The sequence below is a fragment of the Cytobacillus sp. FSL R7-0696 genome (genome assembly GCF_038006865.1).
In the GTDB taxonomy this organism is placed as follows: Bacteria; Bacillota; Bacilli; order Bacillales; family Cytobacillaceae; genus Cytobacillus; species Cytobacillus kochii.
Window position 1 is genome coordinate 4,690,051 of sequence record NZ_JBBOWA010000001.1, and the last position, 21,358, is coordinate 4,711,408.

Annotated in this window: 24 protein-coding genes and 1 pseudogene; 8 read left to right on the forward strand and 17 right to left on the reverse strand. The window is 35.4% G+C overall.

Features of this window, described 5'->3' with window-relative positions; all coding sequences use genetic code 11:
- Positions 1-21 precede the first annotated feature (21 nt).
- A complete protein-coding gene (locus MKX29_RS23825; protein ID WP_224937788.1) occupies positions 22-1,542 on the reverse strand; it encodes a flotillin family protein in 1,521 nt (506 codons plus the stop codon).
- 14 nt (positions 1,543-1,556) lie between these two features.
- Positions 1,557-2,081, reverse strand: a complete 525-nt coding sequence (locus tag MKX29_RS23830) for a hypothetical protein (protein ID WP_322909186.1) — start codon at positions 2,079-2,081, stop codon at positions 1,557-1,559.
- Positions 2,082-2,260: 179 nt separating this feature from the next.
- Between MKX29_RS23830 and MKX29_RS23835 the strand changes: the two genes are divergently transcribed.
- Together MKX29_RS23835 and MKX29_RS23840 are read left to right on the forward strand one after the other, a co-directional pair.
- Complete coding sequence (locus MKX29_RS23835) at positions 2,261-2,560, forward strand: hypothetical protein (protein ID WP_224937786.1); 300 nt, start codon at positions 2,261-2,263, stop codon at positions 2,558-2,560.
- A 56-nt stretch (positions 2,561-2,616) separates the two neighbouring features.
- Positions 2,617-3,411, forward strand: a complete 795-nt coding sequence (locus MKX29_RS23840) for a glycerophosphodiester phosphodiesterase (RefSeq protein ID WP_341108131.1) — start codon at positions 2,617-2,619, stop codon at positions 3,409-3,411.
- A 3-nt stretch (positions 3,412-3,414) separates the two neighbouring features.
- On the opposite strand, the gene MKX29_RS23845 is transcribed toward MKX29_RS23840, so the two are convergent.
- Both MKX29_RS23845 and MKX29_RS23850 read right to left on the reverse strand, forming a co-directional pair.
- Complete coding sequence (locus MKX29_RS23845; protein WP_341108133.1) at positions 3,415-4,857, reverse strand: UDP-N-acetylmuramoyl-L-alanyl-D-glutamate--2,6-diaminopimelate ligase; 1,443 nt, start codon at positions 4,855-4,857, stop codon at positions 3,415-3,417.
- 96 nt (positions 4,858-4,953) lie between these two features.
- A complete protein-coding gene (locus tag MKX29_RS23850; protein WP_224937783.1) occupies positions 4,954-5,721 on the reverse strand; it encodes a protein-glutamine gamma-glutamyltransferase in 768 nt (255 codons plus the stop codon).
- A 229-nt stretch (positions 5,722-5,950) separates the two neighbouring features.
- On the opposite strand from MKX29_RS23850, the gene MKX29_RS23855 reads away from it, so the two are divergent.
- Positions 5,951-7,381 (forward strand): carbon starvation CstA family protein, encoded by a 1,431-nt coding sequence (locus tag MKX29_RS23855; protein WP_251161376.1) that lies wholly within the window; start codon positions 5,951-5,953, stop codon positions 7,379-7,381.
- A 230-nt stretch (positions 7,382-7,611) separates the two neighbouring features.
- A complete protein-coding gene (locus MKX29_RS23860) occupies positions 7,612-7,860 on the forward strand; it encodes a helix-turn-helix domain-containing protein (RefSeq protein WP_306469957.1) in 249 nt (82 codons plus the stop codon).
- Positions 7,861-7,864: 4 nt separating this feature from the next.
- On the opposite strand, the gene MKX29_RS23865 is transcribed toward MKX29_RS23860, so the two are convergent.
- The 7 genes from MKX29_RS23865 to MKX29_RS23895 form a co-directional block, all read right to left on the reverse strand.
- A complete protein-coding gene (locus MKX29_RS23865; protein WP_281202703.1) occupies positions 7,865-8,467 on the reverse strand; it encodes a response regulator transcription factor in 603 nt (200 codons plus the stop codon).
- Positions 8,468-8,472: 5 nt separating this feature from the next.
- Entirely contained in the window at positions 8,473-9,588 is a 1,116-nt protein-coding gene (locus tag MKX29_RS23870; RefSeq protein WP_341108137.1) for a sensor histidine kinase, read from the reverse strand.
- Positions 9,589-9,593: 5 nt separating this feature from the next.
- Positions 9,594-10,328 carry an ABC transporter permease gene (locus MKX29_RS23875; RefSeq protein WP_224937779.1) on the reverse strand — a complete coding sequence of 245 codons (735 nt, stop codon included), beginning with the start codon at positions 10,326-10,328 and terminating at the stop codon, positions 9,594-9,596.
- Positions 10,325-11,224 carry an ABC transporter ATP-binding protein gene (locus MKX29_RS23880; RefSeq protein WP_341108140.1) on the reverse strand — a complete coding sequence of 300 codons (900 nt, stop codon included), beginning with the start codon at positions 11,222-11,224 and terminating at the stop codon, positions 10,325-10,327. The genes MKX29_RS23875 and MKX29_RS23880 overlap by 4 nt, the downstream gene beginning before the upstream one ends.
- Positions 11,225-11,366: 142 nt before the next feature.
- Positions 11,367-12,086: an exonuclease domain-containing protein gene (locus MKX29_RS23885; RefSeq protein ID WP_224937777.1), complete on the reverse strand. Its 720-nt coding sequence runs from the start codon at positions 12,084-12,086 to the stop codon at positions 11,367-11,369.
- Positions 12,086-13,066 carry a DUF294 nucleotidyltransferase-like domain-containing protein gene (locus tag MKX29_RS23890; RefSeq protein WP_224937776.1) on the reverse strand — a complete coding sequence of 327 codons (981 nt, stop codon included), beginning with the start codon at positions 13,064-13,066 and terminating at the stop codon, positions 12,086-12,088. Before MKX29_RS23890 ends, MKX29_RS23885 begins: the two co-directional genes overlap by 1 nt.
- Before the next feature lie 53 nt (positions 13,067-13,119).
- Entirely contained in the window at positions 13,120-14,397 is a 1,278-nt protein-coding gene (locus tag MKX29_RS23895) for an ammonium transporter (protein ID WP_341108146.1), read from the reverse strand.
- A gap of 251 nt (positions 14,398-14,648) precedes the next feature.
- On the opposite strand from MKX29_RS23895, the gene MKX29_RS23900 reads away from it, so the two are divergent.
- Positions 14,649-14,837 carry an alpha/beta-type small acid-soluble spore protein gene (locus tag MKX29_RS23900; protein ID WP_095369762.1) on the forward strand — a complete coding sequence of 63 codons (189 nt, stop codon included), beginning with the start codon at positions 14,649-14,651 and terminating at the stop codon, positions 14,835-14,837.
- Between the two features lie 366 nt (positions 14,838-15,203).
- Here the strand turns inward: MKX29_RS23900 and MKX29_RS23905 are convergent, their stop codons facing one another.
- Positions 15,204-15,776 (reverse strand): hypothetical protein, encoded by a 573-nt coding sequence (locus MKX29_RS23905; RefSeq protein WP_341108148.1) that lies wholly within the window; start codon positions 15,774-15,776, stop codon positions 15,204-15,206.
- 145 nt (positions 15,777-15,921) lie between these two features.
- Between MKX29_RS23905 and MKX29_RS23910 the strand changes: the two genes are divergently transcribed.
- Entirely contained in the window at positions 15,922-16,074 is a 153-nt protein-coding gene (locus tag MKX29_RS23910; protein ID WP_224937773.1) for a hypothetical protein, read from the forward strand.
- 253 nt (positions 16,075-16,327) lie between these two features.
- On the opposite strand, the gene MKX29_RS23915 is transcribed toward MKX29_RS23910, so the two are convergent.
- Positions 16,328-16,519: a hypothetical protein gene (locus tag MKX29_RS23915; protein ID WP_281202695.1), complete on the reverse strand. Its 192-nt coding sequence runs from the start codon at positions 16,517-16,519 to the stop codon at positions 16,328-16,330.
- Between the two features lie 184 nt (positions 16,520-16,703).
- Between MKX29_RS23915 and MKX29_RS23920 the strand changes: the two genes are divergently transcribed.
- Positions 16,704-17,027 (forward strand): DUF378 domain-containing protein, encoded by a 324-nt coding sequence (locus MKX29_RS23920; RefSeq protein ID WP_341108152.1) that lies wholly within the window; start codon positions 16,704-16,706, stop codon positions 17,025-17,027.
- A gap of 961 nt (positions 17,028-17,988) precedes the next feature.
- A complete protein-coding gene (locus tag MKX29_RS23925; protein ID WP_095373485.1) occupies positions 17,989-18,501 on the forward strand; it encodes a DUF3231 family protein in 513 nt (170 codons plus the stop codon).
- A 620-nt stretch (positions 18,502-19,121) separates the two neighbouring features.
- Here the strand turns inward: MKX29_RS23925 and MKX29_RS23930 are convergent.
- The 4 genes and pseudogenes from MKX29_RS23930 to MKX29_RS23940 all read right to left on the reverse strand — a co-directional run bounded on the left by MKX29_RS23930 (position 19,122) and on the right by MKX29_RS23940 (position 21,178).
- Positions 19,122-19,247, reverse strand: coding sequence for a hypothetical protein (locus MKX29_RS23930; protein ID WP_285840851.1), 126 nt, complete (start codon positions 19,245-19,247; stop codon positions 19,122-19,124).
- Between the two features lie 19 nt (positions 19,248-19,266).
- Positions 19,267-20,100 (reverse strand): hypothetical protein, encoded by an 834-nt coding sequence (locus MKX29_RS23935; RefSeq protein ID WP_341108156.1) that lies wholly within the window; start codon positions 20,098-20,100, stop codon positions 19,267-19,269.
- A 290-nt stretch (positions 20,101-20,390) separates the two neighbouring features.
- A pseudogene (locus tag MKX29_RS24570) lies at positions 20,391-20,438 on the reverse strand (phage holin); the annotation flags it as partial.
- Between the two features lie 104 nt (positions 20,439-20,542).
- A complete protein-coding gene (locus tag MKX29_RS23940) occupies positions 20,543-21,178 on the reverse strand; it encodes a tyrosine-type recombinase/integrase (RefSeq protein ID WP_341108158.1) in 636 nt (211 codons plus the stop codon).
- Between the last annotated feature and the right edge of the window lie 180 nt (positions 21,179-21,358).

Consider the following 21,358-nt stretch of genomic DNA (forward strand, 5'->3'; position numbering starts at 1 on the left):
TGCTGTTTTTTTCACCCACTATTACGCTTCCTTTTTATGATTTTCCGTTTTAATATCCATGCCTAATTGCTCAATGCTTTGTTTAATATTAGATTTGCCTGAGAAATTTTCAATTAATTCCTTAATATCCAAGCCTGACGATGCCTTCACAGATTCTTGCATTGTTGTCATTAGGTCAGTGGCATAGCCTGTCACTTTATTCGCTCCACCTTTTGCTCCACTACCAGTATCTACAACTGTAATTTTATCAATATTAGATAGTGGACTTGCCACTTCTTTCGCGTATGCTGGTAACATTTGAATAACCATATCCATAATCGCTGCATGCCCATACTGCTCAAATGCCTCAGCGATTTTTCTTTTTGCTTCGGCTTCTGCTAAACCTTTCAAGCGAATAATTTCAGCTTCTGACTCACCTTGTGCCTTTTGTGCTTCTGCTTTGGCTAACCCATCTGCACGTACTCTTTCTGCTTCTGCACGCGCCTCTGATTCTATTCGATATTGATGCGCATCTGCTTGGGCAATTTGTTTCCGTTTTTCAGCTTCTGCTGACTGTTCCACTGAATAACGATCTGCGTCTGCTTTTTTCTTGACTTCGGAATCGTACTGTCTTTCTCTTCGTAGTATTTCCTTTTCTTCTAATTCAATCGATTTCTGTCTCTCAATAATTTTAATTTGCATTTCTTGCTCTGTTACTTCTTGTTTTGCTCTCGCTGTTTCTAAATCATAGGCTTGGTCAGCTCGTGCCTTAGCGATATCTTGATCACGACGATAATCCGCCATTTTCATTTGATTCTCTTTTTCAGCCTCAGCGATTTCCGTCGCTCTTTCTAATTCTGCTTTTTGTGCATCTTTATCGGCTTCTGCTCGCTTTATTCGCGTTTCTTTTTCTGCTTCTGCCGTAGCAATGTCTGCATCTCTTCTTACCTGGGCAATCCTCGGTTTACCTAATGAATCCAGATAGCCATTTTTATCTCTTACATCTTTGATAGTAAATGAAACGATAATTAAACCCATTTTCGCTAAGTCTTGCGAAGCGACGCGCTGAACTTCTTGTGAAAATTTATCACGGTTTTTGTAAATTTCTTCAACTGTCATTGAACCAAGTATTGAGCGTAAATGACCTTCTAATACTTCTTTCGCTTCATTTTCACGATCTTCTTTCGTTTTTCCTAAGAATTGTTCTGCCGCAGTCGCAATTTCACCAATCGAGCCACCAATCTTAATAATAGCCGTTCCATCTGCCATAACAGGTACACCCTGTTCTGTATATACTTCTGGAGTTGAGACTTCTAATTTGCTTGATAATAAGCTAAGAGGCTCTGCTTGCTGGAAAACAGGTAATACAAACGCTCCTCCACCACGTATAATTTTAATACGATTACCTGCTTCATCTACATGTACATTCTTATTGCCCAAGTAACTACCTGTCACAATTAAAGCTTCATCTGGTCCAGCAGTACGATATTTCGTAACAAAAATTCCTAATAGCGCAACAATTAAAACCGCTACAATTCCTATAACAATCCATATTAAAAGCATAGGTTTCTCCTCCTTTATATCTGTTCATGTGTCGTAACAATGACTCGACTTTCTTTTACCTCAATGACTAATACTTTTTCGCCATTAGCGATTGCCTGCCCATTAAGGCTTTCAGCTGTTTTAGAAATTCTACCTGAATAGCTCTCAATCAATACTTCACCATAGCCCTTTTCTGGGATTGGAATGATAATAACTCCTACCCGTCCCCTTAACGAGTCTTCTGAATAGACAAGCGATTCTTCAGCAGATGACATTGGAACAAGTATAAACACATTTAATAGTACGGAAAAAATAAAGGCAATAATTACAGAGATTAATGCAATGAGAATACTATTCAACGAAGTTAATACTTCAAATAAATAACCACTTGCTGATAAAAAGACGATAAAGGCAAGTATTAATATTGGATTAAGAAAAGGACTAGCTTCCTCTATTCCACCTAATACATCCCCAAAAAAGAATAAAAGAATAATTAGTACACCTGAGATAATCAACGCATACAAATACAGTGTTTCAACGGATAGGTTAAAAACTTCCATCATCATCATCCTTGTTTTCTATACTTTTCCTTTCTTTCACACAAATTCACACTCCCCCTCGTATAAAAATAGGTTGTAACATACATACGAATGAGCGGGCGATAGGTTTCAAATATTTCATTATTTGTCATGATTTTCTTCCATCTGAATATGTTGAATATAGAATAGGAGGGAACTGTTTGACACGTCAAGAAAGGAATAGAAAGCAACATTTTAATTTAGATAAAATACTGATTCTTCTCATAGCACTTATGATTACTGCTATTACATCACTTTACTTTTATAGTAGAAGTATCATTGTTATTGAAGCACCTAAGACTGATTATGGCGAGAAAATTGTTGTTCAACTACCTTCAGGTCAAAAAGTGTTTACCTATGAAAAATTAGTTGTAAAGAAGGATGGTAAGCTAATATATCAAGGGGAACATCAAACAATCGCATTGACTGGTGGTAAAATTAAATATGAGGACTGGGATTGACAACAGGTGTCATCGTCATTTACGATAAGCAAAAATCATGAGAAAGGGGCATCAGAATGAGACAAGTGAGAAGAGCTTATCATACGATTAATGCTAAATTGGCATTAATGTTTAAGAAACAAAACAAGTTCTTTCATCCCAGCTTTCAAAAAATTGCTCATAGAGGTGCTGCCGGAACATGTCCAGAGAATACCATGATTGCTTTTGAGCGTGCGCTTCAATTAGGTGCTGACATGATTGAATTAGATATCCAGTTAACTAAAGACCGACAAATCGTTGTCATACATGATGCAACAATTGATCGAACAACAAATGGGACAGGTAAAGTATCTGATTATACATATGAAGAGTTATGCCAATTTGATGCCGGGAGTTGGTTCTCTCAAACCTTCCAAGGTGAAAAAATTCCATTACTCAAAGATGTATTGAATAAATATTACAATCAAATAGGTATTTTAATTGAATTAAAAAAGCCTGAAAAAAACCCAGGCATTGAAAGCTTACTACATTCTTTACTGATGCAATATTCTACTGATTCAATCATAATTCAGTCTTTCAACCTCGACTCACTAAGGAAGATAAAAACGCTGATGCCCTCGGTGAAATTGGCCTTATTAGTCAATTACCCCCTTCAAACTAAAGACATAAAAAGAATAGCGCAGGAATTTGATTATGTGAGTTTGAAGTGGACAATGGTAAACAAAAAAGTGATGTCCGCAATGAAACAAGCTCAATTAAGAACAATTATCTGGACAATTAATACTAAAAAACAATTAGCTAGTGTGAGGTGTTGGGATATTGACGCAATTGTCACTGATCATTTATCGTTATTAGCTCAAAGTGAGGAATAAATATTAACGGTCTTCACCTTTTTCCCATTCTATTAAATATTGGATGGTTTCAATGTCATTTTTCGTTTGAAGGTGAAAAATATCTTGGTAATTCTCATGCCCCTTCCCTATAACAAATATCCAATCACCACTTCCTCCTATTTCCCACATTTTCTTTATAGCCATTGTGCGATCCATTATGACTTCCCCATTTGTAAATGGTTTTGTTAAGTTATTTAACTCTTCTTCTACAACCGTTTTACTCTCCCCATTTATATCATCTGATGTCAGGATAAACTGCCGACAATAAGTAGATGCCACTTTCACCATTTTAACTCGCTTGCTTTTATCCCTTTTCCCTCGAAATCCAAAAACCATATATATTTTTTTTGCTCTATTTTCCTTAGCTGTTTGAAGTAGGTAGGTGAGAGCATCTTCTGTATGAGCATAATCAATAATAAATACGGCCCCTTTCTTATTATGAAATCTCTCCCATCTACCAGGTACCCCTCTAAAATTCATTAATCCTTGCGATATTACCTCTTTTGATATGCCCGATTCAAGACAAGTAGCAATAGCGATAGCTGTATTATAAAGGTTATGTTTCCCCGGTAATGGTGAATCTGCTACAATAGTATCTCTTTTAACATTTGATAATTTCAACTGATATTTTGCATCTTTAAACATGAGCTGCAACTTATAATCCCCAGCTGTACCAATTGTTTTTATTTTATTATGCTCCTGCTCAAGTGCTATTTTCGCTCCCCATGTATCCTCAATGTTTACTAATCCAACACCTTCATCTTTTAGTAGAGAAAAGATTTTCTTTTTCTCGCTGTAATACTCTTCAATCGTATGATGATAATCCATATGGTCATGAGTTAAATTTGTAAAAATAGCTATATCAAGCTGTAATCCTTCTGTACGATGTTGATGGAGTGCATGGGATGAAATTTCTAGTATGATAAAATCATCCCTACTTTCGGCTAATAAAGATTGTAGTTCTAATGCGTCTGGAGTTGTATTTTTAGCTTTTTTTGTTTGGTTATTAATATTATTTTCTATCGTGCCTATCATTCCACAAGAATACCCTGCTTCTTTCAGGAGATGGTGGATGAGATAAGCTGTAGTTGTTTTACCATTTGTGCCCGTTATCCCAATTAAGCGATGTTTTTTGCTGGGGTGCGCATAAAATATGCTTGCTAAAATGCCTAATGTTTTTCTAGAATCCCGAACTGTAATATACGGAACAGTGAGCGATAATCGCTTTTCCCCTATCACAGCAATCGCTCCATTTTTAATTGCTTCTTCTATATATTTATGCCCATCCTTTTCAAAACCGGAAATGGCAATAAATAAATATCCTCGTTTTACTTTCCTTGAATCTGTTGTTAAACCTTTCACTAGTTCATGATCACTTTCTTTTAAGTCCGTTTGTAATAAGTTAAATACATCAATTAATTTCATTATAAAAAACTCCTTAAGGCACCAATAAAGTTACTATTTTTTGTATGCCCACGAACAAAAAAAATATGCCTTAATGAGACATATTAAGTATTACTATTAAAGTAATTGGAAAATAGAAGAATCGTAATTCTGATGTGGTACTCTACGTGCAAATTGTGAAAGGTATTTGTAACTTAAGCGACTATGTTGTGAAATAAGATACGCATCCTGTGTCGATCCTGGCTTTCTTAGCGTATTCAACGCTTCTATCATCCCTCTCTCACTTTCCAATCCTACTCCGTGTCCAAAGTATCGGTCATTACCTAAATAGACTGCATTTTCTCCCGTCCATATTGGATGTTCGAAATCGGGATTATAAAAGTAAACAACATCTCCTGGGATGAAATCTCTTCCTATCCGTGTATCTATACCTAAGTCTTGATCATAATTCCAATCCCAAACTAAAAGACCTTGAAATAACGTGTTAAATCGACTAATCGAAATCGAATCCAATACTGATTTATAAAATAACAATACAATAGCTGTAGAACATTCAAATGCATATAAGTGGCTATTATGAAACACGTCCATTATCGCATCCGAGGGTAATATATATGGTTTTAATACATAACCGTACTTCGTTTTTGTCCAAATCTGAGGATTAAATCTTGATACATCAAATGGAGCGAACTCTGCTTTACTTTCATGTAATTGGTAAGCGGCTTGGATTAGTTTTTCTCTTAAGAGTAGCTCAAATTCAAAAACAAAAGCAGAATCATAAAAAAATTGCTGTGGTGAAGAATCAAGCGCTCTATAAATATCTTGTTGTATAGGACTAAATGAATGAATAGGGGGCTTCTCCTGTGACTGAATAATAATGGTCATAAACACTTACCTCCCTTTATTTATTTTTCTTCTGACAACATATAATACCAAATTATGTTCTGCCCCGTTCAGAGGTTCATAATAGCCAATAATAAGTTCATCTATTAGAAAATTATATAAAAATAACATTTTTCTGAAAAAGTATTGCTTTACAGCAAAAAAGCACTTACAATACATCATATATTCCAAAGTTTCAGAAATATTTCACATCAGCAGGAGGCACTTAAATATGGCGACATTCCTTGTAGCAATTGTATTACTTATTCTTGGATATATGTTTTATTCGAAATTCGTAGAGAAAGTTTTTAGTATCGATGATAGCAGAAAAACCCCAGCATATACGGAGGCAGACGGCATGGACTTTGTCCCAATGAGCTGGTGGAAAGGAAATCTTATTCAACTATTAAATATTGCCGGCACCGGTCCGATATTTGGCGCATTAATGGGGGCATTATACGGGCCCGTCGCGTTTATATGGATTGTTATTGGCTGTATTTTCGCTGGAGCTGTACATGATTATTTTTCAGGAATGCTTTCACTCAAACATAAGGGAGAACAATTTCCTAATCTCGTTGGTAGATATCTAGGGAATGGAATGAAAGTTTTTATTAATATATTATCCATTATATTAATGATTTTGGTAGCAGCTGCTTTTACAGCAAGCCCAGCCCAATTGATTTCTTCTATTACTCCACTTAGTTTTACTGTATCGTTAATGATTGTATTTGCTTATTTCATTATTGCAGCGGTTCTCCCGATTAACCAAATTATTGGTAGAATTTATCCGATATTCGGTGCGATATTAATCTTTATGGCTGTGTCCATTGGTATCGCTTTACTATTTAATGGCCAACCTATTCCAAATTTAACTTTTAGCAATTTACACCCTGAAGAATTGCCGATTTGGCCACTATTAATGGTTACCATTTCATGTGGAGCAATATCTGGTTTCCATGCCACACAAAGTCCAATTGTATCAAAAACATTAAAGAAAGAGTCTGATGGAAGAAAAGTGTTTTACGGAGCAATGATTGGCGAAGGAATCATCGCCCTTATTTGGGCAGCAGCAGGAATGACCTTCTTCGGGGGAACAGGGGGCTTACAGGAAGCTTTAGCGACCGGTGGTCCAGCAGGAGTGGTGAATGAAATTTCCATTTCACTATTAGGTACATTAGGGGGCATTTTAGCGATACTTGGTGTTATTATTCTACCTATTACAACAGGAGATACTGCGTTACGTTCATCGAGAATGATGCTTTCTGAAACTATTTCAAAGTACTTGAACTTTAAAGGGAATGGACAGATACTACTTGTCACATTATTAGTGGGTGTCCCGACATTTCTTTTAGCAACGATTGATTATTCCTTTTTATGGAGATATGTTGGTTGGACCAACCAATTATCTGCCACGATTATGCTTTGGACAGCAACAAGTTTCCTACTAAAATCTAATAAGCAGCACCTCATAACAGGAATTCCAGCAATGTTCATGACAGGGGTCTCTGCTACTTATATATTTTACGCACCTGAAGGATTGCAATTATCTTATCCAATATCTTTAACAATTGGGACAGTCTTATCGATCATCGTGTTAATCATTTACATTAAGAAAATAATTGACAAACGAAGTCAAAAGACAACTAACATAGAAATTGTCTAATCTGAAGCAGACTGGGAAAGTATGAATCCCAGTCTCTTTTTTTATTATGATTTGCAATCAATTAGAATGAAGATAACTGTTGTCTACTATATCTTTACAATGAGGAAACAACTCATTCGCTAACAGGTAAAATGTTATTTGTCAACAATATACTTTGACAAACAACGTAAAAAAGTGCTAATTTTATAGAGAGCGTGATTTTAAATTTGCAATAATAGTAGGTGATGAATTTGAGTAAAAATATGAATAAAGATATGATAAAATTTATTAGAAAAAGTTATAATATGACACAACGAGACTTCGCTCGAATTGTGAGCTGCAGCTTCTCGCTCATCGCACTTGTTGAAGTTGGTAAAAGACGAGTCACATCGGATTTAGAAAATAAAGTCAAGGTAGCATTTGACTTAGATGATCAACAATTACAATCAATTTCTACATTAATAACTGAATTTAGTAAGGGCGTTCCACCTTTTATGTAAACCACTATATCCAACCTTTCTCCTTTGCTTTAGTTATTGCTTCAATCCTATTCTTTGCCTCTAACTTATTAATGATTTCTGACATATAATTGCGCACCGTTCCAGCAGACAAAAAAAGGTGCGCCGAAACCTCCTTTGAAGTTAAACCCGATGCAACAAGCTTCAACACTTCCTTTTCCCTGGAAGTGAGTGGGTTATCTTGCCTCAATTGATTAAATACCAGCTCCGGAGAAAACATTCTTTGACCATTCATCACACGCCTAATGGCTTCAGCTAACTCTTCACTCGGTCCATCTTTTAACAAGTATCCGTGAACTCCTGCTCCTATTGCCCGCTCAAAATAGCCTGTTCTAGCAAACGTTGTTAAAATAATAACTTTACATAATGACTTTGCTTCAAATATTTCCTCTGCTAAATCTAATCCACTCTTTATAGGCATTTCAATATCTAATAAACATACATCTGGTGCCAATTGATGAATTAATTCTGTTGCTTCTTTTCCATTATTCGCTTGCGCTATGACTTCTATATCTTCCTCATAGTTTAATAATGTACTTAACGCTCCTCTTAACATCTGCTGATCTTCAGCTATTAAAACTCTTATCATATCATTTAAGCACCTCCGAACTTTCTTTCTACAATTGGAATGAATACATTGACAGATAACCCTCTTTCATAATGAAAAAACTTCAAACTACCTTCAACTAACTCTAGACGTTCCGACATGCCTTTTAAACCATTCCCTAATTTCGTGTCTCGATTAAACCCTACTCCATTGTCTGAAATAGTTACCTCTATCCCTAAATTATTTTGCGATAATCCAATTACACAATGAGTCGCCCGAGAATGCTTAACGATATTTGTAATTCCTTCTTTTATACACATACTGATCATATTTTGCATCATTGATGTTATATTGTCACATCTATTCAGCCCTGTTACCTCCAGCGTAATATTGGCTGAATTTAATATCCCTTTGCAATCACTAATCGTTTCAGCAATTGTTAAAACTCGCATGTCTGCCACTAACTCTCTTACTTGTTTTAAGGCAATCCGTGAAGTCCGCTCGATTTCATTTACCTCTTTGGTGACAACTTGGGGATTTGCTTGATGCTTGGTCATTTTTGCTACGAGTTGAGATTTTAATGTTATATAAGATAGTGTATGTCCGAGTGTATCATGTAAATCCCGAGCTATCCTCATTCTCTCTTCTCTTTTAATTAATACTTCAATCTGTTCGTTTGCTTCATTTAATTTTTCTTCTAACTCCATTTTCGTCGACATGGAGTGAATACCAAAAGGAGATATAACCATAACAACAACCATTACGACGAGATAAAAGTATTCGCTCAACATTTCATATTGTAAAATAACAGGTAAACTGGAAGAGATGACAAATAAAATCATACTAATGATAAACATCTTAAAGTTACGCAGCCACCCGATAAAATTTGCACAATAGAATCCGAGCAATACTAATGAAGGTTGATAAAAATAGGCAAAAATAATAATAATGATCAATTGTAGTATTAACCAACCCATATAAGAGGATATTGGTGGATCAAAGAAAAGTTTCCTATAAGATAGAAAAAAAAGGCATAAAAGCATCCATCCAACCACTGCCTTTACCCCTGTTTCATTTATTAAAACAACAATCGGAAACATTAAATAGATCAAAAAAACATATGGGAGAAAACCATATTTTACAGGAAATAACTTATAACCCAAAAAGCTTACACCACCACTTCTTGCTTTCTTCTAATATAAATACTTAATACTACAAATAGAAGGAAATATCCTGCTAATACTGCAATATTCAGCAAAGAAGGGGTGCCACCTTCTGTAATCTCCCATACGCCCGCTCCATAATGATAAGAGGGAATTGCTTTAGCAATGGACTTAAAAATAGATGGCAACACTTCAATTGGCATAAATAACCCCCCCATGAAAGCTAAAACCATATAAAAGAAATTACTGATTCCAGCAGCTGTCTCCACCTTGTTCATTGCACCAATAATTGTTCCAATAGCGAGAAAAGGTAAAGCGCCAATTAATATCCATAACGCACTTGTCAGCCATTGCCAAACGCTCAAATTAACTCCATTTATTACCGCACCAACAACAAAAATAATGGCTACAGAACAAATGTGAATCATCGTTTGCCCAACCATTTTTGCTGAGAAATAAACACTTGAACTCAGCGGGGTTGTTCTCATTAAATTGGACCAACCATGAGCCTTTTCTTCTACTAATCGAATGCCCAACGTCAAAATACTCGTCCCCATCACACTAAAACAAGTAACGGACATTAAGAACCGACTGTTCCAACTGTCACCCATTCCAGTATTGAATATATTTGTAAAAACAAAATAAAAAACGATAGGCATAAATAATGACCAAAAAACAAAATAAGGATTTCTAAATATCCGTAATATCTCTACTTTTGTCTGCATCAACCATCCTCTCATTCACTGATTCCCCTTTCTACTGTTAATAATTCAAACGCATCTTCAAGTCTTGCCCGGTGTAAATGAATGTCTCGCATAACAACCTTTTTTTCAAATAACTCCCCCAAAAGCGCATCAGTGGAAGAGGTTGTTAACACAATCCGTTGATCAGTTATTTTCGCGCTTATGACATGAGAAAATGTTTGTAGCAAGCTGATATCAACCTGATCTGATTTAAACGAGATAGCCCCATCAGATAAGTGACTTTTTAATTGTAAAGGTGTTCCATCAGCAATCACCTTCCCTTGATTAAATAACATAATTCTTTTGGCAACATCATCAGCTTCTTGTAAATAATGAGTGGTAAAAATAACCGTTTTACCTTCATCATTTAAATATTGTATCGCTTGCCAAAATTTTCTCCTAACCGTACTATCCATACCAACAGTTGGCTCATCTAAAAAAATGATTTGTGGATTACTTATAATAGCTAATGCAAAATTCAACCTTCTTTTTTGACCACCCGAGAGTTTATATGCCTTTTTCTTAAGCATCTCTATAGGGATACCTGTAATTTCCAACACTTCTTCTAAACGTAAAGGGTTTTCATAATAACTACTAAACATGATTAATACTTCTTTCACAGACAATGCATCAATGACACTAACCTCTTGGAGCATCACACCAATTCTTTCTTTCACCGCTCGCTCATGGGGTTGTTTATTTAAGATCAGTATATTTCCTGAGGTTGGTTTAACTAACCCTAATAACATCAGCAAGGTTGTTGATTTTCCAGCCCCATTCTTCCCTAGTACAGTTAATAACTCCCCTTTTTCAACTTCAAAAGACACATCGTTAACTGCCCATAGATCCTTATACCTTTTAGTCAAATGTTTCGTAGCAATAATGGTTTCCATAAACACCAACTCCTCATTAAAATTATATGAGATGGTTTACTTGTCCGTTTAGTGTGTGATGTCACCCCCTTCACATGACAAATGTCACTACTTGAAATTCTTTTCATAAAAAAAACCACAGTTCAATCATCTGTGGCCTCAATTAAGGTATCCGAGCTAACTTTTCATAAACATCTTGCATTGTAAAACAGCCCTTTTCTTTCACTTTTTCAACATAACATACCCAAAGTTTGGCTGTTAACATGGCATCGCCTAAAGCATGATGACGATGTTTGACTTCAATCTGATTTTTTTCACATAATGTCTCTAGCCTAACAGAGTGATCCACTGTATCAATGATACGATATAAAAAGGAGGTATCGAATACGCGATGTTTAAATGATGTTCGATAAAGCTGCCAAAACGCATGCTGAAAGAAGCGCTTTTCATGGTTTGAATGATGAGCAATGAAAGGTAAGCTCTCCGTATATTTCAAAAAATCCATTAACACATCTGCTAAAGGTGGCGCATTTTTTAACTCCTCTTCCTTCAATCCCGTTAAATGCTTTATTGATGAAGCTAAATCTTTTTCATATTGTATTAAAGAGTAAAAGTAATTGTCATGATCAATTCTTCCATTTAGAATTTTGACAGCTCCAATAGATAGTATCTGATCACCATTATCTGGACTAAACCCCGTTGTTTCTATATCGACAACTACAGCACTCATTTGATTTAATGACGTTTGTATCATTCGATCTTGATTTAAATCTTTTTGAAGCTGTCTCATGAAAGCCATTGATTTAGAGTCTTGCGTCTGGAGCCCACCGAACCTCGTTTGATTTAACTTTCGGACAAATTGAAAAAAAGGTTCAAAAGCCATTATTTCACTTCCTGCTCAATTACATCTTCTACATATTGATGGAGTCTTCTGCCATTTTTCAAAATCACCTTTATCTTACTTTTTTCTTCCCTATTCATGTTTCTCACATTTAAATAATGGCCATCTTCATAGGTTGACATATGGGTAAGTAGTGAATGCCGTAATTTTAGTAGCTGTTGGAAATCATGATGATACGGTAATAATACGTGTTTATATGGCTCTTTACACATTAATCTTTCTAACCGTGACAAAGTCGAGCTTTCAACTATTCCCTCCTTTATAGAAAGTAATCGAATGCCATTAACGAAAGGTAAGAATGCTGCGTACTTTATATTGATTTCCCCTTTATGTGATCCATGATTTTCCGTTAATATTTGCCCCAACGGTCCAATAGAGGTTTTTATATGCTGTATATTATCCAATAATCTCTTTAAGCTATGAGGATTTTTTTGGACTGCCTCATGTACACTTTTCTTTAAATGATTAATATATTCGCTTTCTCCCACTAACACTCTTGCATCAAAGAATATTTGCAGATGCCTCATTGTTGCCCAAGATTTTTCATCTAGCCATGACTGTAGTTGCTCAAACCACTCAGGTTGTGACTTACACCAAAGAGGATTACTACTCATAATATTCCCGTCACAGTAAGGGTAACCAACAATGTTGAGTCCGTGGGCTAATTCTTTGCCTAACTGATGAAAATATCTTTGTAAAGTGGTTCCTTTTTCTTCATATATGATGCCATGATCTTGATCACTTATATAACCTTGCTCTTCTCTTCCACCGCTACCTGTTATAAACCAAGCAAACCCGCTCGGTGGTTTTTCCCCTAATTTTCTCACTGCATAATGAAACGTAGCTCTCATTACTTCATCATGAAAATTGTTTAATTGCACTTGATTAAACTTTTTCACAGTTAATTCATAATCCCGCCAATCTCTAATCGCTTCATATGTCTCAAAATCATCCGTCGGCAAAAACAACACTTCCTTACAGAGGGTAAAAGCCTCCCACTATAGGAGGCTTGACCTTATGATGTTAATTTCGTTTGTTTCTCACTTGACATAAACTCTTCTGGATAACCATAGTTACCATGTTCACTCATGTCTAAGCCCATCACTTCTTCTTCTTCACTAACACGGAGACCATTCATTACTTTCTTCATTACAAAGAGAATGACAAATGAAGAAACAAAGGCAAAAAGTCCAGATGTTACAACTCCTAACGCTTGAACGCCTAATTGGCCAAATCCGCCACCATAGAATAATCCTGCTTGACCAGTTACCTGTTCCGCTAATTCTGGTGTTGCAAAGAATCCTGTAGATAAAGTACCCCATACTCCAGCTGCACCATGAACAGATAATGCGAAGATTGGATCATCAATTTTCATTTTATCAAAGAACTTTACACTAAAGAATACTAAAAGTCCGGCAACTAAACCTATAACAACAGCAGCCCAGGGTTCAACGAAAGCACAAGATGCCGTAATGGCAACTAAACCTGCAAGTGCACCATTTAATGTTGTAACAATATCAGATTTACCAAGAACGATCCAAGAGATAGCTAACGCTGCAACCGCACCCATCGCCGCAGCTAAATTCGTGTTTAGTGCAACAAATCCGAAAAACGCACCATCAACTGATGTCGTACTACCTGCATTAAATCCAAACCAGCCTACCCAAAGAATAAGTACAGCTAATGAAGTATAGACTTGGTTATGTCCCGCAATATTGTTACTAGAACCATCTTTATTGAACTTCCCGATACGAGGCTTTAATAAAATAGTTGCTGCTAAGGCCGCCATTGCACCTGTTAAATGGACAACTGTTGAGCCTGCGAAATCTTGCTTCTCATGCCCCGCTAACCAGCCTCCGCCCCATATCCAATGTGCAACAACCGGGTAAATAACAGCAGAGAATAAAATAGTAAAAACAACGTAGACTGGGAACTTTGCTCTCTCAGCAAAACCACCTAAGGCGATACAAACAGCAATAGCAGCAAAGGCACTTTGGAATACAAAGAAAACCGTATCAGATAAACCTGATTCTCCACTTTCAGCGCCTGAATAGAAGAAGTCCGTCATGCCAACAAAGAAATTCGCATTTCCTCCAAATATAAATCCATAGCCTACAGCCCAGAAAACAAGGAAGGTTAATCCCACTGTAAAAATAGTTTTCCCGGTAATATGACCTGCATTTTTCATTCGTGTAGAACCTGCTTCAAGTAATATAAATCCACCAATCATAAAAATAACTAAAATTGCAGCAATCATTGTCCACACACTGTTCAGATAAAATATTTCATCCATATCTTTTCTCCTCCATTTCTTACGTCATATAACTTAACTAATAGATGTTAGATTATATGACATCTATTAAGTTATTCTTATTTTATCGCAAAATTCTCATAAGTCAATGCTCAATTTTATATTTTTTAGAAAATTTACTCATCTTTTTACCTGTTAGTTTTTACCCATATGAATGATAGCCCTTACATTAGGAAACCTTATAAAAGAGCAATGTTACACTTGCTCAAAATGACGAAGGAGTGATTTGTTCAATGAGCAGAAATAAATTAGTCGTTCCCGAATCAGGTCAAGTATTAAATCAAATGAAAGAAGAAATCGCTCAAGAATTTGGTGTACAACTTGGCGCAGAAACCACTGCACGCGCGAACGGATCAGTCGGAGGGGAAATGACTAAACGACTGGTTGCTTTAGGTGAACAACAGCTCCGTAATCAAAAATAGCCATTAAGTAAAAAGAAATGCCCTAGGGAGGCAAAGAAAAGGTCTCCAACGGTTTTTAAAGCGAGGAAGTGAATCGATTTATCGTTCACTCCCTCGCTATTTTTAATGTGTTTGTATGTACACAAATTTATAAATGGAAAAAATTAAAATGAATCATTATATCCTTCTCGTTCGGCTTCTTTACCGCTTTCCACTTCTCATGCACACTTTTTATAATCCCTTGTTTATATGCAAATGAAAGTGAGAGCTATATAAATGTGAAAAAGGTCTTTATCGTCATAGACATGACGATAAAGACCTTTCTATTATCAATTACCAAAAGGGGAGCCTTAATTAGCACTCCAACTGCATTAGAACATTTCTTTTTCAATTATTGGCAAACGCATTTTCTTTTAACCTTAGAAAAAATATGGTGAACCAATAGGAAGTAAAACATATCCCTATGTCAATCAAAAATATATAGAACTGATTCATACTACCATAAAAACTTACGAAGCCTACCTTCTCTTCAATCGTTGCAAAACCAAATGCAATAATAGCACTTACAATAATCGTATATAAGTAAAAATTTCTTTGTCTATTTGTACAATATTGATAAACAAATAAAAAAACAACCGGAAGTAAAGAGGTCGTCATATTCGTTGCACTTGGTAATGAAGGAATAAGAAAATAATTATGAATAAACAAACCTTTTCGCAATAACATTGTATCGATAAAGCTCCATAACATATTCACTGTATATCCGTAGAAAAACACCTCAAATATCCGCTTTCGATCAATAAAAAAGTAGACGAACACTAAAGGAGCGATAAAGAGAAAGAGTACCATCCAAAATTGCCAATGCGTATAGTCAGAATATGCCTTCCAATATTCAGATAGCAATTGTTGAAGTTGTTTACTATCTATATGTAATGCTGTTAGATATTCCTCCTTACTCATAACTTTACCTCCTTCACAATTAGCCTCATTCTCAATATGTTTCAAGAGATCGTTTTTTATTCATTATTCATGGCTTTCTCGACATACATAATTTACAAATAAAAGCTAAAAATACCTAATAATAACGGAAGGAGTGGCAAATAAGATGATGAAAATAATCAATAGAAAGTTAAAAACCTTACTCGGTTTCTTTATTGGCAGTCTGGCGGTATCTATTATTTTCAATATTATTCAAATCAGCTTAATTTCTGAGGTCAAAGGAAAGTTAAGTACGGTTATGGATGAGCAATCAAATTAAAATACAATAGGTGAGTCCTCATAAAGCTAGAAGACTCACCAAAAAGCTTATTCATGATTATTCTTAAACTTCTTTTTATAATCGAGTGCTCTCTACTGTTGATATTACCTCACTATTTTCCAAAGTTGCCTATTCCTTTAATAAATACAACAGTATTTCTAAGTAAGATGCACTTCTGTATTTATTATTTGTAAGTATTTTTACTAATCCTAATAAAAAAAGAGGCTGCCCTCGTGGACACCCTCTAATTATTTTAATGAAAACCTTGATCGTCTTGATTTCGTATTTGTTGTAAATAATTCTCCGTATAAATACGTTGTGAATCTGGGACATTTTTTTCATTCTCTTCCGGATCAAATTTTGTTAAGCCTTTCTTCTTCGCTATCCAGTCAATCACGAGGCCAAATCCTAGAAGCGAAAGAATCAAGATAAGAAACCACCACATTCTTTTATCACCTCTTTATTAGGATATCCTAAAAAAGAACATTTGCCATCATTATTTTTTGATTATTCTATTAATACCATAATTAGTAAAAAATATCAAATAGACACAAATGTCTTCGTGTATAAAAAAATCCTGTTATCGAAAAATATAGATGTAATAAAAATTAGAATAAGGAGATCATACAATGAAAACATTACAACGCATCGCTTTAGCGCTTGTTATTATTGGCGCTATTAACTGGGGACTTATTGGATTATTCCAATTTGATTTAGTTGCAACGATTTTCGGAGGCCAAGATGCCATCCTCTCTCGAATTGTCTATACATTAGTCGGAATTAGCGGCCTCATTTGCCTATCTCTTCTCTTTGCACCAATGACAGAAGAAGAAGATAGAGACGTCGATAATCGTGCTATCGATGGAAGACAAGTGAGTTACTCTACAGAATTCGCTGAAGAAAATGATTTATCTGATATAAAAGAAGAAGATAGAGAAAATCGAGATCAATAAATCAAAAAGCCCGGACAATAACATATGTTCGGGCTGTATCTATGGCGTTAACTCCTATCCTACTGGTACTACAAAAAGTAGTATCTTGAAACAAACTGTGAATACAGACTCTTTCCCCCTACTCTAAATACCAAGATGCCTTGTTTACAGAGGCTTCTTTTTTTATGTCTATTTAGATTAGACAATAGACCTATCGACCTTCAAAATTTGTCTCTTTATGTTTTTTTAGCTTAGTTCGTACCTCCAACTTCCAAAACATCAGCATAATTTGTCTCAAGACATTCTTTATCACCTATGAACATCATCAAGTTAGTAAATGGTTTCTTTCCTCTAACATAACCCCTACTACTTAACCTTCATTTCACCACACTTAATTCCCTGAACCGGGAATTCTGCAAAGAAGTACTGGTGAGCTAGGCAAGATAGGTTTCTTTAACTTCAAATTTTACCCTTTTGGATTAATCTACTGCCTGCTGTGTAAATATCATAATTTATTTACCCACTTTTTCTTAATATGACGAAATTGTCACACTAATACATATTTTGTAATGTCTTTCGATTGTGTGGAATTCCTCCACAATCTAAGCTTTTATTGACACCTATTTTGAAAGGAGAATATTTTTTATGGAACAGATCACCTTTATAATTGCTATTGTAGCTTTCGTTATTTCGCTTATAGTTTTCATTTCAGGTATTTTTAAAAGTAATTTAAAAGGATACCTCCAATCTAAAACCGCCAAAACCGCTTTCTTATTTTTTATCATTTATATTGTGAGCTTTGTTACTTATATTCTTATATCTAATTAAGCAGAGCTTAAAAAAACGCCTCGTTTAAAAAACAGGGCGTTAACTATTTTTTTACTCATGAATAATTTATATATTGCAAACACAAACTATCTATCGTGGCCAATCCTTACATAAGGAGAAAATCATGAAACTTAATAAGATAGGGAGTGCAATTATGGGAATTTTAAGCGGAAATCCAAAAGATGAACCTTTACATTATGGTGAAGTTTATGGACTATTCACTAACCTTTTTACAAATAATGGAACGATATCTGGTTATGAAACACTTATGAACCATGCTGGCGATGACGACTTAAAAAAGCTAATAGAAGAAGCTATTAAAGGGTTACGTGCTGAGAACCAACAATTAGAAGAGCTTTTAAAAAGTAATGGAATCGGGTTACCACCTGCACCACCTGCCCGCCCTAATGCAGATTTAAATGATATTCCTGTTGGTGCTAGATCTACTGACCCTGAAATCAGTGCTGCAATCTCTGCTGATACTGCAGCTGGATTAGTTGCATGTAGTCAGGCAATTGGTCAATCAATCAGAGAAGATGTCGCAATGATGTATGGACAGTTCCATATGAATAAAGCTCAGTTTGGTGCCAAAATGTTAAAATTAAATAAGGAAAAAGGTTGGTTAATCCCGCCTCCTTTGCACATGAGTAAAGGAACAGAATCATAATTTATAGGCGCCTCGAAATGAGGTGCTTTTTTTACTAATTACACCCCACTCACTTTTCGATTTTCTTCGCAGTAAGACTTGCTTTACACTCACAATTTAACGTGGCTGATTTACCTCATTTCATTTCTTCCTCTAAGGGTCTATAGCGTCTTTTCTCATTGCTCATTCTTTGTTTCTATTGTAACTTGTTTGCGTTTTATTTAATACTGAAGAATATATTTTAATTCCTCTATTTTAATGACAAATTGGTATGACTCATCAAAATTTAGACATAAAAAAAAGCCTTGACGCATCAAGACTTTCAGTATGATTCCGACTGGGTTCGAACCAGCGACCTCTACCTTGTCAAGGTATTCGGAACTGTTCGACGTCAAATCTGCGCTATGTCAAACGTAATCTACCAACGGCAAATCACCGGTATGTCACACGTTCATTTTTTCCTTATTATACCGATATAAGCGCTACTAGGTAAGAATTATTTATATAAACTTTACGAAACTCGTCAGAATGAGCAGGCCACGGTCTAGCGAATGTGGTATTAAACATCTTATTAAAAAGCAGAAATGTAGTTAAACTCATTTCTGCTTTTAGATATTTATATTTTGTGATTTGGTCAATTGTTATTTTTTGTTTGCTATTTTACGTAATAAGTAAAGTGCATAAATTATGGCAGGAATTGCTCCGACCTTTAAAATAAGCTCTATAATTGCTCCTATTAAATACAACGGAGAAGTATCGACTTCCATTCTATAAGTCCTCCTTAAATTAATCTACATATTTATATTTTTGATGAACATAAACACTTTTTTTAGTTTTATTCCAGCTATGAAGTTTAATAGTACTATGTAAATCTACATAACCGTTGTTAAGATATCCAGTTATTTTATAAGTACCTGTTGCGTTCATATCATACCCAACTTTTTCCGCCTTACTATCAGTCACATTACATGATGCATCAACGGCAGAAACTACTGTGCCATTTGTACCGCCAATAGAGCAATAACGCATTTTTAAGCCGTAAGTTCCTACTGAATAATGATTACCAAGATTTAATGTCGCGACTGTAACCCCAACAGATTTCAATTTTACGGTAGCAGTATATCGACGATCACCGTATTTTTTTGTTTCATTCCTATAAGGGCCGAACGAAACAGATCGTGGTTGAATTAATGAAGGCTCATCCTCATCTTCGCTAATGTCCACTGATGAAAGTTCAACAGAAGATCCATCACTTAAAACGAACTCTTCTTTATAATACTCTTCTCCTATATTAACTTCATGATTTAAAATATCGCTAACTTCATCAAGCTTGTCTTGTTGGTATTCGCTGACTGTATCCTCATCTACATTCGAAAATACATCCTCAACTAATTCTATCTTACTATTATCAGAAATCTCGTCAACTTTTGGGTTTTCTTCAATATCATTTAGAACTTTAATCAATTCTTTTTTCGTAGTACTACCATCTACTTTGTTTGTATATTCCGTAGTGAGAATATCCTCAGTAGTTAGTTCCTCTGCACTAATATTACTAAAAGCTGAAATATTTAATGCAACAATTACAGCGGGTATAATCATAAATTTCTTTCTGCTCAACATTCCTCTTACCTACCCTCAATTAAAATATTTGATAATATTTCACAAAATACCAATATCATAGAAATTTTATCATAATATACCATATTTGTATATGAATATAATAATTATCTATTAATAGTAATCTTTTAATTATTAATTAATAAAAGATAGAATGTTTAGAATATCTCTTGTGTTATTACTTTAAAGTATGGTTTTAAGCATTATAGACATTAGCAAAATTAGTCCAACTTAATTTTTTCCAATAACATAAAAGCGCCCAGGGCGAGAAAATCTAGGCGCTTTATTTACTCCTATTTTTCGCGCGCTTTCTTCGTCACGTCGTTATTTTTCCAGTAGCTCCAAAGCGCAGTGCCGCCGAGGGACGCAAGGGAAAAATAAACTCGCTCACGCCCGCCTCGTCGACCGGAATCACGCTTAAGCCCGCGCCATTTCTAATCCCACGTTAATTAGCTCCAAAAGTAAAAGCACGAATCTGCTGACTGTGCCTGCCGTAACCATTGAAGTCGAAATCTTCTATTTTCAAATTTATAGTTTCTGAAATACGAGCCATACCGTCAATTAATAGGTTTATTAAAACGTAATCACGAAACTCTGAATAAGAACGCTTGTCCAAAACCCTAAGTAATCTTTTTAGTTCATCCGTAGTCAGTATTTCTATACGTTCCTGCGGCTCTCTCACACCACTTACTCCTTGAGCCGGATTTGTCTCAATTAATTCCTCTTCGTATAAGCACTTGAATAAAACCCGCAATGTCTTTAACCGTGTATTAATAGTTGAAGGCTTTAAACCCACCGTCTTTTCTTTCTCCGATTTAAATCTATGTCCGTCAAACCTAACCCAATCCTCGCGCATATATGTAACGTACTCTCTGATAACCGTACGATTGATTTCAAATATAACCGGCTCAATATCGTGAATTTCTAAGAACTCCATAAAAAAGCTAAAATTATCGCGATATTGCTGCATTGTTGTCTCAGCACGACCTTCCGCACGCTTAATTGATAAAAACGTTTGAAATAGATCGTCTAATGACTCGACTGATTTCCTTATTACTGCCTTACGAATAGATTTACGCAAAAAAAGCACGCCTCCTTATGGAAACGTGCGAATACCGGGGAAAGTAGACCGCTACCCTGCAAGCAAATCTACGCATATGTCAACGCAAAAGAAAAGCGCTAGAATCACCTTTATATCAACGTTTTCTAGCGCGAGTATGATTCCGACTGGGTTCGAACCAGCGACCTCTACCCTGTCAAG